The following is a 15,335-nucleotide window of genomic DNA, read 5'->3' as shown; positions in this document are numbered from 1 at the left end:
CTTTTAAGCATTAATTCCATTCAGGATCATATCGGTAAATATGCGTGCTACTTCATAGTCCGGAGCACTTCCTTTGGGGTTGAACCATTGGTAGCTCCAGTTTGCGGCACCCAGAATGCCGAATGTAATGATGGGGGCATTAAGATCCGCTCTGAACTCCCCCATCCTGATGCCTTCCGATATCAGCGCTTCAATATTAGTCCTGAACCGGTCCCTCTTCGGAATAATCTGGCTCAGCCTCTCTTCACTCAGATTCCTGATTTCCCTGAAGAACACTTTGGCGCTTGCCCCCTGATTTTCAATGCTTCCGATCAGCATGGCGACTACATCATACAATTTCCCTTTGCAATCGGCATTGCTGTCTTTCAGGATTTTTTCCTGCTGTGACAGAAGATCGTCTATATAACGGAGGTGTATATCCATCAGCAGTTCTTCCTTGCTTGAAAAATAATAATAGAAGGTTCCTTTGGTCACTCCGATTGAATCGACTATATCCTGGATTGATGTCTCGCTGAACCCTTTTTTGTCAAATAAACGGATGCTTTGTTCTGTTATTTTTTCCTTCATAATGATGTCCTCTCAATCTTTGAATATCGCCAGGAATTATACCATGAATTGGATGTCTCTTTCTAAGAATGCCCATCGGAAAGCCTTTTTTCAGCATAGGAATGCCATGTAAACAACCTGTCTTAACGCCGGCCTGTTCCCGCTTCCTCCCGCAATGCTCTGCGGAGTATTTTTCCAACACTTGTTTTCGGGAGTGCATCCCTGAATTCGATGATGCCCGGCACCTTATACGCAGCCATATTGGCGCGGCAGAATTCCATGATTTCCTTTTCGTCCGCCAGTTTGCCCGATTTTAGGACGATGACTGCTTTCACATCTTCTCCCCTGTACGCGTCAGGCACGCCGATCACCACCGCCTCCTGGACGGCAGGGTGCTCATAGAGCACTTCTTCAATATCGCGCGGATAGATGTTATAGCCGCTCGCGATGATCATATCTTTTTTCCTGTCGACGATGTATAGGTAGCCTTCTTCATCAACCCTTGCAATGTCCCCTGTATAAAGCCAGCCTTCCCGCAGAGCATGTGCCGTCTCCTCAGGCATATTCCAATAGCCCTTCATCACCTGCGGCCCCTTTATGATCACTTCTCCAAGCTCACCGGCAGGGACTTCCTCGCTTCCTGACGCCAAATCTACTATTTTATAGTCAGTTGAAGGAAAACCGATTCCTACACTCCCCGCTTTACGGGCAGCAAATACCGGGTTGCAGTGGGTGGTGGGAGAAGCCTCAGAAAGCCCGTAGCCCTCCAGGATGACAGCACCCGTCTTTCTTTCAAACTCCTTCAGCACCTCGACAGGCATAGGTGCGCTCCCGCTGTTGCAGACCTCAATGCTGTCAATGCCGTATTCCTCTGCCCTGGGGTGATTTGTAATAGCTCCATACATTGTCGGGACACCCGGGAACACTGTCGGCTGCTCATTTTTAATCGTTTCCAGCACCTCTTCAAGTTCGAACCTTGGCAGCATGATGGATTCTGAAGCAGTATAAATCGATAGATTCATGCAGGATGTCATGCCAAATACATGGAACAGCGGAATGACAGTCAGATAACGTTCTTCACCCATTTCAATAGTCTGCTTGAAGAATTCGTAAGACTGCACTACATTGGCAATAATATTTCTGTGGGTCAGCATGGCCCCCTTGGACCGGCCTGTTGTACCCCCTGTATATTGAAGTACGGCTGTATCATGCTCCGGCTCCAGCACTACCGGTGCAAAGTTTCCCTTGCCCCGCTGCAGGAAGCCCTCAAAGGCACTGTCTTCGCCAAAATTCACGGCGGAAGGCTGGAGGCTTACTGCTATAATTTCTTTAAGTGGCGTGCTGCTGCGGACACTGTTTACTTTTGGATAAAATGCATCGAGGGCAACCATTCTTTCTGCACCCGAATCATTTAAAATATATTCAATTTCCCGTTCCACACTCATCGGGTTCACTTGGGTGACGATCCCGCCGGCGGCAAGGATTCCGTAATAGGCAATGACATATTGGGGGCAGTTAGGGAGCATGACAGCGACTCTTCCGCCTTTCTCAAGCCCGCTCGCCTGCAGGGAAGCAGCAAACAGTCTGACATGCTGCTGAAGTTCCTGGTAGGTAATCTTCTTCCCATAAAATGATAATGCGATATGCTCCGGGTATTGTTCTGCTGTATCATCCAGCATTTTCGGGAGAGTAATGTCAGGGATCTCCACCTCTCTTGCAGCAGAATCCGGATAATGGGCAAGCCAGTTCTTTGTGCTCATCTTTATACCTCCTGTATGAAAAGCATAGTTTAATAGCGGAATACCAAAGGATAATGAAAAGGCTTACAATATTTTCTGCAGTCAGCAGACACATCCATCTTCTACATTGCGTGTGTCCCTCCGTCTACCACCAGGACATTGCCTGTTACATAGCTTGATGCTTCCGATGCAAGAAAAAGAGCTGCCCCCTTCAGATCCTGGTCAGTACCGAAGCGCTTGAGTGGTGTTGCATCAAGGATTGGATCTTTTCCATGTTCAATGATGGCCTGCGACATTTTTGTAGGGAAGAAACCAGGGGCAATGCTATTCACATTAATATTGTACTTTCCCCATTTAACTGCCAAATCTTTTGTCATGGTGATGACCGCACCTTTGCTCGTGTTATAACCGAGTGTATCCATGACACGCGGATCTGTCCCTCCGAGGCCTGCAACGGAAGCAATATTGATGATTTTGCCGCTCTTCTGCTCTATCATCACCTTCCCTGCAGCCTGGCTCATGAGGAAGGTTCCGGTCACATTGACATCGATGACTTTCTTCCATGCTTCAAGAGGCATCTCTGCGGCAGGCGCCCCCCAGGTTGCACCGGAATTATTGACAAGGATATCAATTGTGCCGAACTCCTCCACTGTTCTGTCCACAGTCTGCTGAACTTCGTCCGGATTGGAAATATCACACTGCAGTGCAAGTGCTCTTACTCCAAGGCTTTCAAGATGGGCAGCGGTTTCCCTGCAGGCCTCAACCTTCCGTGAACAGATTACGATATTGGCGCCTGCTTCTGCCAGCCCTTCAGCAATCTGGGCCCCGAGGCCTCTTCCGCCGCCGGTGACAATCGCCGTTTTCCCTTTAAGATCAAAAAGTCCCATCACATTCATCTCTAAAACCTCCATTAGTTATTGATGCTTCCGCATTTCCAGTTTTGCAATCTGTGCCCTGTGCACTTCATCAGGACCGTCAGCCAGTCTCAGTGTCCTGGCATTTGCCCAATGTGCAGCCAGCGGGTAATCATCGGAAACGCCCGCTCCTCCCATAGCCTGGATGCTCCTGTCCAATACCCGGAGTGCCATAGAGGGGGCAGTGACTTTTATCATGGCAATTTCTGCTTTTGCTTCTTTGTTTCCAACCGTATCCATCATATAAGCAGCTTTAAGCGTCAGCAGCCTCGCCTGCTCAATCTCAATCCGGGAGTCTGCAATCCATTCGCCTATCACTCCCTGTCTTGAGAGCGGCTTCCCAAATGCAGTCCTTGTCTGGACCCTCCTGCACATGATTTCAAGAGCCCGTTCTGCCGCCCCGATCAGCCTCATGCAATGATGGATCCTTCCCGGGCCAAGCCTGCCCTGGGCGATGGCAAAGCCTTTCCCTTTCCCCCAGATGATATTTTCTTTTGGGACCCTGACGTTTTTGTATGTAATCTCTGCATGACCGTGCGGTGCATGGTCATAGCCGAATACAGGGAGCATCCGTTCAATCGAAACTCCCGGAGCATCAAGGGGCACAAGGATCATTGACTGCTGCTCATGCCGTGCGGCGTTTTTGTCTGTCTTTCCCATCACAATGGCCACACTGCACCTTGGATCTCCCGCCCCCGAAGACCACCACTTTCTTCCGTTTATGACGTACTCGTCTCCATCCTGCCCGATGCTTGCCTCAATATTTGTTGCATCCGAGGAAGCAGTTCCAGGTTCGGTCATTGAAAAGCAAGACCTGATCTCTCCTGCCAAAAGGGGAGCAAGCCACCGTTTTTTTTGTTCATCGCTCCCATATCGGACCAGCACCTCCATATTGCCTGTATCAGGGGCGCTGCAATTAAACACCTCCGGGCCAATCAGGGACCTGCCCATAATTTCGCATAGCGGGGCGTATTCCAGATTTGACAGCCCTGCCCCATATTCACTTTCCGGCAGGAACAGATTCCACAAACCTTCAGCCTTTGCCTTCTCCTTCAGATCTTCCATAATTTGCGGGACCTGGCTCCAGCGCGTAGCCTGCTCATTAAGCTGCTTTTCATATACATGTTCAGCAGGGTATACATGCCTTTCCATGAATTCAGTAAGCTTATCCTGCAATTCCCTCACTCTGCCTGAATAAGAAAAATCCATTCTTTCAAGCTCCTTCCTCAACTTACTAACCGGTCGGTATGTAAAATAGTATACTCTTTTCAGAAAATTATTCAACCATTGTTCTAAAAATTCTGTCAAAACAAAAGTGCAAGCGCCTTGATCACCCAAAGGAACGCAGAATAAGAACGCCACGTCCTGTGGCAACGTCTGCATGACCCCCATCCTGGGGGCCTCAAGACGGAACCTCCCGGAAAGGCTTTCTTTGCCTTTTTGGGAGGTTTGGCTTGTGACCTCGAGGGGGCAGGTGCTAAAGCTGGACGTTGATCAAGAATTGATATTTATCCACAAGACTTGCAATTTACAAATTCCTATACAAAAATAAAAGAACTGCCCTGAGGCAGCTCTTCTTCCCGCTTTTAGTTATAGAAGCTAGCTCCAACAACAATCAACAAAATGAACAATACAACGATTAGTACGAAAGTTGAACCTCCTCCGTAATAGCCGCCGCCACCGCCGCCGTAGCCGCATCCGCCATATCCGTAGCCCATCAAAGTCACCTCACTTTGTCTTTACTCACTTATAACATATGAAAAATGACGAAAGGTGTGTGGGCAAGCTCCCAGTATTGCTTTCAATTTTCTTTTTGGATTTTCAAAACCGGCTGAATTTGTTTGCGGAAAGTTTCCATTTCAGCAGAAAACTGCCTGCAGGCTTCGGAGAATTGCGGTGCTTCTTGAGAAAATTGCTCGAACTGTTCCTGCCACTTTTTTATGCAACCCAGTAAATTTACAGCTGACAGTTCCTGTCCGGTATGACCAGTGTCCTTCGGATCATGCACAGCCTGCAGAACCGATTCCAAATCTTTATAGATGACAGGCTGTTTTTCTTTCTTTAAGAGGACACTGATCTGTCCATTTGTTTCAAGCTGGGCAAACTCGACATCTTCAAGGTCAAAAATACTTTTCAGCCTCAGCTGCTCCTGAAGTTCATCCATCGTATACTTTTCCTTTTTTACCTTTTCCTTCAGCAGACTGCCATTTTGAATGAATACAGTTGCTTTTCCTTCTACAGCAGCCCGAAATATAGGAAAACGGAGGGATAAAAGCGATACAATCAAGGGCGTCGCGGACCAGATCAGGAGCGCCGGGAGGCTGGATGCCAGCCGGAGCCTCGGGTCCATCGAGATGCTGCCAGCAATATCGCCAATAGTGATGCCGACAATATACTCATAAAATGATAAAGAAGAGAGCTGTTTTTTCCCGAGCACTTTAGTAATAAAAAATAGAGCGATGATGATCAAGACCGATCTAATGATTGCAGCTCCAAAGTCCGGCATCCTGCCAGCCTCCTCTTCATAACCTTATATTGCGGATCCGCAGCACCCTGCTTTCCCATAACTCTGCGGATCCTGGCTTATCCTTTTGGCTTGAACAGCAAAGCGCCTAAAAAGCCGAATACAATAGCAGCGGATATACCAGAGCTTGTCACTTCAAACATCCCGGTCAGCACCCCGACAAGCCCGTGCTGTTCCGCCTCCTGAAGGGCTCCATGGACCAGTGAGTTGCCAAAGCTTGTAATAGGAATAGTGGCGCCTGCACCGGCAAAGTCTGCAAAAGGCTCATAAAGACCAAGCCCGTCAAGTACCGCCCCGATTACCACAAATATACTTAAAGTATGGCCTGGGGTCAGCTTGCCGATATCAAGAATCAGCTGGCCGATCACACAAATGATCCCTCCTACAACAAATGCCCAAAAAAACATTGCTAGCATGCAAAAATCTCCTTTCTGAACTCCCGGTTCTTCTTCACTGAATCATTTCAATCGCTACGGCATGGGCAATGCAGGGAATGCTTTCCTTCTGCTGAAAAGTCAGCGGAGATAAGAGAGCACCTGTTGCCACTACAAGGATCCTTTTCAATTCCCCCCGCTTCATCCTGTTCAATAGATGCCCGTAAAGCACGGAAGCTGAACAGCCTGCCCCGCTTCCCCCTGACTGTACTGGCTGATCATCTTTGTAAATTAAAAGGCCGCAGTCTGCAAACCTATTCTCATCAATTTTAAGCCCCTCATTCTGTAAAAGCTCAAGGACTGTCTCCCTCCCAATCTTTCCAAGATCACCGGTGACAATCAGGTCGTAATAAGAAGGTTCTATTTCCATATCCCTGAAGTGGGCCGAAATCGTGTCAGCTGCTGCAGGTGCCATGGCGCCTCCCATATTAAATGGATCTGTCAGCCCCATGTCAATGACTTTTCCAATTGTAGCAGAAACGGCAGCCGGCATATCTTTTTGTCCTGTATTTTCGCCCAGAAGCGCCGCACCCCCGCCCGTTACGGTCCATTGGGCAGTAGGGGGCTTCTGGCCCCCATATTCAGTTGGATAGCGGAACTGTTTTTCTACGGCAGAGTTGTGGCTTGAAGCCCCGGTGATGATTTTCTTTGCTCCTCCGTAATTGATGATAAAAGCAGATAATGCCAGGCCTTCCATTGAAGTCGAACATGCTCCGAATATACCGAAATACGGAAGCTGAATAGTTCTTGCTGCAAGGCTGCTGGGGGTAATCTGGTTAATCAGGTCTCCGGCAATAAAAAACTGTACATCATCTTTCTGTACAGAACCTTTTTGCATAGCTGTCCGGGCTGCTTCCTCCATGAGAACCCTGTGGGCTTTTTCATAAGAGTCCTCCCCCATCCACAGGTCATCGTGAAGGATATCAAAGTCCTCAGCCAGATTGCCTTTTGCTTCAAAGGGACCCCCTGAAACGCCTGTCGAGAGAATAACAGGCTTATTCTGAAAAGCCCATGATTGTTTACCTTTCAGCATTCACAGCACCCCCCACATGACTAATAGTGTTTTGACAAGAGCGACGACAAAAGCGGAAAAAACCCCAAATAAGATAACAGAACCGGCCAGCTTAAACATATTTCCTCCGACACCCAGCACAAATCCTTCCGTACGGTGCTCTATGGCAGCAGAAATAACTGCATTTCCAAAGCCTGTAACCGGCACAGCCGACCCAGCTCCGGCATATTGGCCGATATGGTCGTATACCCCAAAGCCTGTCAGCAGCATGGAAATGAAAATCATGGTGGCGACTGTAGGGTTGCCTGCTGTCTGCTCTGTAAAATCAAAGAAATATATATAAAAATAAGTGATGGCCTGGCCGATCACACAGATTAACCCTCCTACCCAAAACGCCTTCAGGCAGTTCTTCAGGACCGGACGCTTTGTTTCGTGCTTTTGTTCAAGCTGTTCATATTTCTTCTGCTCAGATGTCTTGCTGCTCTTTGCCACTGCCCCTCGCCCCTTTCTATGTCAGCTCTTTTTTCATATTAATAATTTCTTTCAGCTTATCATTGGCCTTTTTACGTGAGAAATCAGGATCCTTCAGCTGTTCCTTCAATTCAACGGCTTCAAGAAAAATCTTATAGTCGCTTGAAACGATGAAATCTTCTTTAGGAAACTTTTTCTCCAGACGCTTATTAATCGCTTTTTCAATCTTTTTCATATGAAAACGCTGAAGATGCTTGACCTTATAAGCCACAAGGACTTCTTTCTCGCCAACTACCACCGCTACATCATAAACCTCTTTTATCGCTTCAATTTCCTTTTTCACTTTCGGCGCCAAATCCTTCCGCTTCTCCTTCTTTTCATCAAGAAGCAAAGGCTGCGGATTGGTCGTTTTTATCAGTGCCAGGCGGCTTTCCGCAGTTTTTTGTTCGTTGCTGCAGCCGCTCACATAAAGAATGGCCGCTACGATGATGATTGACTTTCTAAACATCTGTGTCCTGTTCATAAGCTGTCCTTCCTATGTAAAATGGATTTAATCGCTCTTATATTTTCCTCACGTTTCTGTCATTTTATGAATAAAACCAACTTGAAAAAAATGTAAGAACAAAAACACAAGCGCCTTGATCACTTTAAGGAACGCAGACTAAGAACGCCGCGTCCTGTGGCAACGTCTGCATGACCAGCTTCCTGGGGACATCAAGACGAACCTCCCGGAAAGGCGTTCTTTGCCTTTTTGGGAGGTTTGGCTTGTGACCTCGGCGCAGCTGCTGGACGTTGATCAAGAAATGATAATAATCCACAAGACTTACAATTTATAAATTCTTATACAAAAATAAAAAGCCGCAAGCGCGGCTTCTGGATAAGCATATTTAGCCTTTTTTATTCAGCTGGTCCCCTTCTTTTTGCCGCAACTGCAGCCCTTCTTCTTTTTTTTCTTTTTGACAGGCAGGGACACTGTCCCCTGTACCGGTTTATCAGTATTTAACATAAGGATGCCTCCAATATTTTAATTTCTTGTACACAGTGCTATTTTATGCATGCAAATCAGTGCCTGTGCCGGCATAGTGCCACAGTCCAGTTTCAGATAAGCCGCTGAATGACAGATTCAATAAAAGCAGCAGCACCGGCGATGGCAAGTATAAAGATGACAGGGACCGCCGTCATTGGGAAATAAAGATAGGAGAGATAAAGCAATGCAGAGGCCCATACGCCTGTGCACCAATAGCAGCTAATAAGCTCGCCGATAAATCCTCGGATTACCCCTGGCCTCGTCACATAATAAGTCTCTCCTTCTTCCACTGCCTCCTCCAAAAAAATCTGCCTGAAGAATTCGGTAATAGAATCAAATACAATCAGCCTTGTCAGCCGGAAGGCTGCTAAGGCCAGCACAGTTAATTCCCATAATGATATGAACATCATGTACACCTCTTCTAAGTTTTTTCCTAAAGCTAATGCAGTACTACACTTTATGCACAGCAGAAAAAAAACTGCCTAATTTTCAGAAACAAGGCGTTTGTCCGTAACCCATAAGCCCTTCCGGCAATATGTTATTAGTGTAGTATCACAAGAAACAAAAGGAGGAAAAGATAATGGGTTGTGGAAAAAAAGACAATGTTTTAAGCTCAAACAGCTGTGTCTGCGAAGTGGTTCGTGCGATTAAAGATATTCAAGATAATGCCGAAGATGTATGCGAGTGCCCGACGAATTGTTTCCTGGAGCCGCTTGGGACACTGGTTTCTCCGTCTAAAAGGCAAAATGCCGATACTCGCGTATTTGTCCTGAAAACAGCTGATGGATCTCCATTCCATGCTTTCTTCAGAGGCAGCGAATGCTCTTGCGTATCCATCTTCTTCCGTGTAGAAGATATTTTTGATAACTGCTGCGCAGTGCTCCGCGTCCTTGAACCGCAAAAGAGAACACATGACGGCTATGATACAGTGGATCTTACAGATGACTGCTGCATCGACCTCAAAAAGGTATGCCAGGTAGACCGCTTTGTCAAAACGAATGACTGCATTACAGTCGACCTGAAATGCTTCTGTGCTGTTCAGTGCATTGCCGATGTTAACCTAGACATCTGTGACTAGCATCCTGGCCATTCTGAATGGCCCTTCTGAGTTAGAACCTTCTTTGCATAAGTCAGGCAAGTCAATCACTTGGCGTTCGCCGGCTATGACCGGCGAACCGCTTTGTTTTTGTATTGAAATGCGGAAGGCGCTTGCTCTTTAAGGAGCGCAGACTAAGAACGCCACGTCCTGTGGCAACGTCTGCATGACCCACATCCTGCGGGCCTCAAGCATAAGACGCTTCAGGATAGAAGGCGTTCTTTGCCTTCAATCCTGAAGTGGCTTATGACTCGAGGGGCTAGCGCCTGGAGCTGGACAAACAGAAATGCGGAGGCGGCTTGCCCAGAGCCGACAAGCATAAGACGCGGTAGAATAAAAGGCGTTCTTTGCCTTTAATTCTACCGTGGCTTATGACTCGAGGCTCTAGCCGCTGCAGCTGGACAAAACAGAAATGCGGAAGGCGCTTGCTCATTAAGGAGCTGGTTAATTCAAATGCGGAAAAGCTGCTCAGAATCATAATAACCAATTGTTTTTCCATTCATTAAGAAAGCCAGCCCGAGGGCTGGCTTTCTTACGTTCTTATTACTTTGTAAAGCCAATCATCCTGATTTCTTTTAGAGACTTTACGTTAATCGTTTCTAAGGATTGATCCATTAGCTTTATTTCTACCTCATTTACAGAAGGCATGCTCTGCACTATACCCCTGTAAGTTTTTTCTTCCGTGGAAATCAGGCAGGGAACAGGCGGCAGCTGCTTCGGAAAATTAAGCAGATATTCCAGCCTTTCTTCCACATTCATTTCTTTGAAGGGTTTTACTCTTTGAAAGGAAAAGAACCCTTGCTTCCGCGATTCTTCTTCCTTCTTTTCAAGGTGAGCATCCTGATAATCACCGATTGCCGACTGCACATCCTCTTTTCTCTCTGCTGATCCAAGTTCCGGACTGGCTGGACCGAAAATGGACTCTTCCCTTTGTCCGGCCGGCTTACTTTTTTTGTGGTTATCATTTGCCTGCCGATCCGCCGCATCCTGCTTTTTAGCATTTTTTGCAGAGTAAACCTCCTGCATTTTAATCTCAGGCATTTTAAAATTGGGCTGATGGATATAAAGCATAGGCTCTTTTGTTTTTTTCTCCACCCTGTGCACCTCCGAATTGGTTCTCCTTCATATATGTATGCAAAATGGGCCGATTCGTTTACAGGGCGGCCAAGGACCTTTGTTTCAAACATATTGCTGTGGAGGAAGTAAAACATCAGATAAGCAGCTTTACAAAGGATTAACACGGCGGGAATTTATCGTTCATAATCTTGTGCTATTGTGGAATATAAGGAACCTTGTTGCGGGATAGACATTCCCCTGCTTCAGGTTTCCCCCCCATTTACATATTGAAAAGGCAGGCCATGACTGGCCTGCCTATTTTTTAGCCCATGATATGGAATCCTGAGTCAACATGGATGTTCTCCCCAGTGATTCCTCTGGACATATCGCTGAATAAGAACACCGCAGTATCTCCGACTTCTTCCTGAGTTGTGGTGCGGCGCAGAGGTGCCTTTTCTTCAATCTCCCTCAAAATTGAATTGAAGTCGCTGACACCTTTTGCTGACAAGGTACGGATCGGGCCGGCAGAAATAGAATTGACACGGATACCGGCTTTTCCAAGATCTGAAGCGAGGTATCTGACACTTGCATCCAGAGACGCCTTGGCAACTCCCATGACATTATAATTCTGCATAACTCGCTCTCCGCCCAGATAGGTCAAAGTAACAATGCTTCCCCCATCAGTCATCAGTTCTTTTGCTTCCTTTGCCACTGCTGTCAAAGAATAAGAACTGATATTGTGGGCAAGCAGGAATCCGTCCCTGGTCGTATTCATGAAGTCTCCCTGCAGTTCCTCTTTATTGGCAAATGCGATGCAATGAGCCACACCGTGAATAGTTCCTGCCTGGGCTTTAATTTCGGCAAAGCATCGGGCAACCTCATCGTCATTCGTCACATCGCAAGGGATTACAAGGCTATTAGCATTTTCCAATGAGCCAGCCAGCTCTCTAACGCTCTTTTCAAGGCGTTCTCCTGCATATGTAAATATCAGGCGCGCTCCTGCTTCATGCAATGAACGGGCAATTCCCCACGCTATGCTGCGTTTATTGGCCACTCCCATTACAACATATGTTTTTCCAGCTAAAGACAGAGTCATATTTGGTGCCTCCTATATTAATACATGTTATTAGTACCTAGTACTAATATTACTACAGTATCAGCCAAAAGGAAAGTGCTGAAGGAGAATATAAGAAAGCCGGCCATTCTTACACGGCCGGCTTTTCCATTAATGCTAACACCATTCGCAGAACTCAAGCTCACGCTTTAATTCATCAACATACTCTTTAGTACCTGTAACAATCAGCCTGTCATTCATTTGAAGCTCAGTATCCCCATGCGGTACAATCGAATCCATTCCGCGGAAAATGCGGACAAAGATAACATCCCCGGTAAATGGAAACCTCCTTAAGGTCATGCCGTCAAACTGGCTGTTTAACAGCTTGATCTCATACAGGGACGTCTCCTGGTTGGTCAGGATATTCATCACACTCGGAGATTCGATTAAAGCACGCAAAAGCGCCTTTGTAGATAAAAGTACTGAGAAGACTTCCACTTCCTGCTCACGAAGGGATTCTTCCAGGTCAGGACTTTCAATCCGGCAGATGACCCGCTCTACTCCCCGTTCTTTGAAAGCGACGGATAATGTGGCATTAGCTTCTTCATCACCTGTAGAAATCACGACAATATCCGAACTGAAAACATCTGTACCCTCAAGTACTTCCACTGAGAAATCTTCAACCTCTTCTATCTCAAAAAGGGAATCGGCAATCTGCTTATCCGACTTCTCTTGCTTTTTATGATACAGCTTTGGTTCATACAGCGAGGATTTCAGTTCGCTGTAAACCGGAAGTGTGAGCTGGTTGGCGCCAATGAAGGCGACCTTGAGCATTTTTTCCTCTGCAGCTTCTTTCGGGAAAAGCTTTTTGAAAACGATCGGAGTCAGCACACAGGTAATGATTGCAACCAGGATCAGCGTTCCGCTCATCTCTGCGGTAATAATCTCCATCCTTTCCCCTATGGTTGCCGCCGCAATGACAAGGGAAAGCGTGGATGTCAGCAGAAACCCTGATGATATCACGGTTTTTGCGTCATACCATTTCTTGAGAATAAGAACAGGGACAAGCTTGGAAGCAAGCAGGGCAATCAGCAGAAGCGGAATTAGCATAAGCATCTTCTGATCGCTGAATAACGACCACACATTAAGATCAACACCGACCATTACAAAGAAGATCGGAATCAGGAAGCCATAGCCGAATGAATCCAATTTATGAATCATTTCCTGATTCGGTGCAAGAAGTGACACAAGCACACCTGCCAGGAATGCACCAAGTATATTCTCCGCGCCGACCGTTTCGGAAAGCCCTACCAAGAGCAGAATAAGTGTGAAAACTGCCCTGGTTCCAATTTGGACTGTACCGGTTGACATTGCTTCAATGAAATTGCGTTTCTGGAACTTCTTTCCGACAAAGAACAGAATGACACCGGCTCCGAATAATACGAGGAGCAGCCAGGTATTGCCTTCGCCTCCATCATTCAGCGAAACAAAGACCGCAAGCAGAATCATTGTCGCCAAGTCGGCAATGACTGCTATCAAAAGGATGATCTGCCCAATCCCCGTTTTCATCAGATGGGCCTCTTTTAATGTAGGGACTACCACCCCAAGAGATATTGTCGAAATGATCAAGGTCATCAGGAAGGCATTATCAATAAACCCTGCCAGGACAAATAAATAGGAAAGCAGCAGCGAAACTGCGAAAATACCGACAAACACAATGGACGCGACCAGAAAAGTGTTAGGCTCAGGCTTTCCATTTGGCAGAACTGCCTTTTTCTTGCTCTTTTTAAAAGCCGAAAAATCAATTTCAAGGCCGCTTAAAAACATCAGAAAAATAAAACCGAGGGTAGAGAGGGTTTCCAGCCACATGTCTTCGTGGACCAGATCAAACCCGCTCTTTCCTATGATAAGGCCGACAATGATTTCCGCCACGACGACAGGGATAAAGCTTAATTTCAATCGATGCAGCACAATAGGTGTGATAAATGCTGCAAGAATGACTATAACAAGAGAAGCAACAGATGCTCCATGCTCCATATCTATTCCTCCTCCGATTTAAATCAGATAGCTCATGAACAATGTGGCCATCCCAAAATAAATTAAAATACTGATAATATCGTTTATTGTCGTAATAAAAGGTCCTGAAGCAACTGCCGGGTCGATCTTCATACGGTGCATGATCAATGGTACAAGCGCCCCTGCAAGTGTTGCAACAATCAATGTAGAGAAAATGGAAATGCCGACAAGCAGGCCAAGATAGATATCGCCATGCCAAAGCCATACAGCCAGACTGACCAATATCCCGCAGATCGTCCCTGTAATGACACCCGTCCCGGCTTCCCTGAAAATAAGCTTCGATTTGTTCTCTCTTTCAAGGTCGCCTGTTGCAATCCCGCGTACAGCGACCGCCAGGGCCTGTGTGCCCGTATTTCCAGCCATGCCGGCAATAAGCGGTATAAACACAGCCAGTATTGACACCTTGCTCAGTGTTTCTTCAAACCGTCCAATCAGACTGGCAGTCATCATCCCCAGAAACAGAAGGATAATAAGCCAGGGCAGCCTCTTTCTGGCAGCAGCAAATGGACTTCGATCAAGAGTATCCATGTCAGAAACCGCTGCGAGCTTGGAATAATCGTCTGACGCCTCTTCTTCCATAACATCCATGACATCATCAACTGTTATAATTCCCAATAAATGATTTTGAAAATCCACAACTGGCAGGGCCAGGAAATTATAATCCTTTATTTTTCTGGCAACATCCTCCTGATCTTCCCCCACTGACACTGAGACGACCCGGTCATTAGTGATTTCCGCGATCATCGTGTCATCATCGTTCACAATCAGATCACGGAGTGAGATGACCCCTGCCAGCTTCTTGTCCTCATCCACTACATATACATAATAAATTGTTTCTGCCCGGGGGGCTTCATTTTTCAGGATATACATAGCGGATCGGACCGTCTGATTAGCGGAGATTGAAATGAATTCAGTCGTCATGATGCTTCCTGCTGTATATTCTTCATAATGCAGCAGGTCTTTGATTTCCTGGGCAGCATCACTGTCCATTATGGTCAGATAGCTTGCAGCCTGGTCTTTGTCCAATTCATTCAGGACATCGACCGCATCATCGGCATACATATTTGACAGCATATCTGCTGCATAGCTGGGATTCATTTCAGCCAATACATCTTTGTATTCTTCCTCATCCACTTCCAGATTTTCAAAGAGATCTGCCATTTCCTCCGGGGACAGGAATTGATAGATGACTGAACGGGCCTCTTCCTCCAGCTCCTTAAAAAATGAAGCTTGATCATAAGGGTGCAGATCAAGGAACTCCTCCCTGAAAACATCTAAATCTTCATTTTGTAAAGACTGGAGCAGCAGCTCGCGGTTATATTGCTCCGAAGGTCTTTCTTGCATATCGGGCATGATTTCCCCCTCCTTCCGGGTATACTTAAAACA

General features: G+C 46.6%; 16 protein-coding genes. 1 reads left to right on the top strand and 15 read right to left on the bottom strand.

Annotated elements, in window-relative coordinates:
- Window positions 1-3: 3 nt before the first annotated feature.
- The 11 genes from ACQCVH_RS04025 to ACQCVH_RS03975 form a co-directional block, all read right to left on the bottom strand.
- Window positions 4-567: a TetR/AcrR family transcriptional regulator gene (locus ACQCVH_RS04025; protein ID WP_426834552.1), complete on the bottom strand. Its 564-nt coding sequence runs from the start codon at window positions 565-567 to the stop codon at window positions 4-6.
- 122 nt (window positions 568-689) lie between these two features.
- A complete protein-coding gene (locus ACQCVH_RS04020) occupies window positions 690-2,306 on the bottom strand; it encodes a long-chain-fatty-acid--CoA ligase (protein ID WP_426834551.1) in 1,617 nt (538 codons plus the stop codon).
- Window positions 2,307-2,407: 101 nt separating this feature from the next.
- A complete protein-coding gene (locus tag ACQCVH_RS04015) occupies window positions 2,408-3,181 on the bottom strand; it encodes an SDR family oxidoreductase (protein ID WP_257990299.1) in 774 nt (257 codons plus the stop codon).
- An 18-nt stretch (window positions 3,182-3,199) separates the two neighbouring features.
- Window positions 3,200-4,408 (bottom strand): acyl-CoA dehydrogenase family protein, encoded by a 1,209-nt coding sequence (locus ACQCVH_RS04010; protein WP_426834550.1) that lies wholly within the window; start codon window positions 4,406-4,408, stop codon window positions 3,200-3,202.
- 377 nt (window positions 4,409-4,785) lie between these two features.
- Window positions 4,786-4,917, bottom strand: coding sequence for a YjcZ family sporulation protein (locus ACQCVH_RS04005; protein ID WP_224900218.1), 132 nt, complete (start codon window positions 4,915-4,917; stop codon window positions 4,786-4,788).
- Window positions 4,918-5,000: 83 nt separating this feature from the next.
- Window positions 5,001-5,705, bottom strand: a complete 705-nt coding sequence (locus ACQCVH_RS04000; RefSeq protein ID WP_426834549.1) for a DUF421 domain-containing protein — start codon at window positions 5,703-5,705, stop codon at window positions 5,001-5,003.
- Between the two features lie 77 nt (window positions 5,706-5,782).
- Complete coding sequence (spoVAE, locus tag ACQCVH_RS03995; RefSeq protein ID WP_426834548.1) at window positions 5,783-6,139, bottom strand: stage V sporulation protein AE; 357 nt, start codon at window positions 6,137-6,139, stop codon at window positions 5,783-5,785.
- A 34-nt stretch (window positions 6,140-6,173) separates the two neighbouring features.
- The gene (gene spoVAD / locus ACQCVH_RS03990; protein WP_426834547.1) at window positions 6,174-7,190 is read right to left on the bottom strand and encodes a stage V sporulation protein AD; all 1,017 of its coding nucleotides are present in this window, start codon (window positions 7,188-7,190) and stop codon (window positions 6,174-6,176) included.
- Entirely contained in the window at window positions 7,191-7,661 is a 471-nt protein-coding gene (spoVAC, locus tag ACQCVH_RS03985) for a stage V sporulation protein AC (protein WP_426834546.1), read from the bottom strand.
- A 16-nt stretch (window positions 7,662-7,677) separates the two neighbouring features.
- Entirely contained in the window at window positions 7,678-8,163 is a 486-nt protein-coding gene (locus ACQCVH_RS03980) for a YhcN/YlaJ family sporulation lipoprotein (protein ID WP_426834545.1), read from the bottom strand.
- A gap of 575 nt (window positions 8,164-8,738) precedes the next feature.
- Entirely contained in the window at window positions 8,739-9,074 is a 336-nt protein-coding gene (locus ACQCVH_RS03975) for a DUF1360 domain-containing protein (protein WP_426834933.1), read from the bottom strand.
- Window positions 9,075-9,247: 173 nt separating this feature from the next.
- Between ACQCVH_RS03975 and ACQCVH_RS03970 the strand changes: the two genes are divergently transcribed.
- Window positions 9,248-9,745 carry a CotY/CotZ family spore coat protein gene (locus tag ACQCVH_RS03970; RefSeq protein WP_426834544.1) on the top strand — a complete coding sequence of 166 codons (498 nt, stop codon included), beginning with the start codon at window positions 9,248-9,250 and terminating at the stop codon, window positions 9,743-9,745.
- Between the two features lie 561 nt (window positions 9,746-10,306).
- On the opposite strand, the gene ACQCVH_RS03965 is transcribed toward ACQCVH_RS03970, so the two are convergent.
- From ACQCVH_RS03965 to mgtE, 4 genes are all read right to left on the bottom strand, one after another.
- Entirely contained in the window at window positions 10,307-10,858 is a 552-nt protein-coding gene (locus ACQCVH_RS03965) for a CotO family spore coat protein (protein WP_426834543.1), read from the bottom strand.
- A gap of 283 nt (window positions 10,859-11,141) precedes the next feature.
- Window positions 11,142-11,915: an enoyl-ACP reductase FabI gene (fabI, locus tag ACQCVH_RS03960; protein WP_426834542.1), complete on the bottom strand. Its 774-nt coding sequence runs from the start codon at window positions 11,913-11,915 to the stop codon at window positions 11,142-11,144.
- A gap of 135 nt (window positions 11,916-12,050) precedes the next feature.
- Entirely contained in the window at window positions 12,051-13,910 is a 1,860-nt protein-coding gene (locus ACQCVH_RS03955; protein WP_426834541.1) for a monovalent cation:proton antiporter family protein, read from the bottom strand.
- A gap of 18 nt (window positions 13,911-13,928) precedes the next feature.
- Entirely contained in the window at window positions 13,929-15,302 is a 1,374-nt protein-coding gene (gene mgtE, locus ACQCVH_RS03950; RefSeq protein WP_426834540.1) for a magnesium transporter, read from the bottom strand.
- Between the last annotated feature and the right edge of the window lie 33 nt (window positions 15,303-15,335).

The organism is Bacillus infantis, assembly GCF_050107595.1.
In the GTDB taxonomy this organism is placed as follows: Bacteria; Bacillota; Bacilli; order Bacillales; family Cytobacillaceae; genus Bacillus_AB; species Bacillus_AB infantis_C.
This window is presented reverse-complemented; position numbering and strand designations above follow the sequence as displayed.